The organism is Paenibacillus sp. 598K, assembly GCF_003851045.1.
Taxonomy (GTDB): Bacteria; Bacillota; Bacilli; order Paenibacillales; family Paenibacillaceae; genus Paenibacillus_D.
In genome coordinates this window covers 324-874 of the sequence record NZ_BFBX01000004.1, presented here as the reverse complement: position 1 = coordinate 874, position 551 = coordinate 324, and the positions used below count along the sequence as shown (strand labels likewise).

Annotated in this window: 1 protein-coding gene; it reads right to left on the bottom strand. The window is 55.9% G+C overall.

Annotated elements, in window-relative coordinates; genetic code table 11:
* Window positions 1-41: 41 nt before the first annotated feature.
* Entirely contained in the window at window positions 42-503 is a 462-nt protein-coding gene (locus tag PA598K_RS01615) for a hypothetical protein (RefSeq protein ID WP_128655167.1), read from the bottom strand.
* Window positions 504-551 lie beyond the last annotated feature (48 nt).

Below are 551 nucleotides of genomic sequence, written 5' to 3'. Positions count from 1 at the left end.
GTGCAGGGCTAAGCCCCTGCACCGCCATTTTTTCGTATTTTTTAGCCATTCGCCAGTCTGGCGAGCGCCGGATACTCCTCGAGATAGCCGTACTCCTTGAGCTCGAGCAGCGCTTTGCGGATGCTCTGCTCGTCCTCGCCGGACTGATCGGACATCGCCAGCAGCCCGCTGACCGTGACGTTATCTTGCGTTTTGCAATACGTCAGCAAGCCCTTGGCTGCCCAGGACAGCCGATCATCCTGGAATTCGCCGACCATCTGGCGGAACAGCTTGTGCGGCACCAGCTTCAGCTCGACGAGCCTCTGCATGGCCGAGATCGCTTGTTTGATCGTCATTCGGCCTTTACGAGCGACGTCCTTCAACTGCGGCATGCCGTTCTCGCCTCCATAGGAGCTGAGCACGAAATACATCATCTGCGTGTAGATGTCAAGGTCAGGCTTCTGAAAAATATCTGTCGAAAGCGTAAAGTTGCGGACGCCGTGAGCGCCGGTTTCGTTGGTCATGATGTCTATGCTTCTCCCTTCCATGCAGGTAAGTTCACCCTCCTAAAC

Bases quoted from the DNA above. Each gene is read 5' to 3' on its own strand.
- PA598K_RS01615 (WP_128655167.1), bottom strand. From the start codon at position 503: ATGACCAACGAAACCGGCGCTCACGGCGTCCGCAACTTTACGCTTTCG.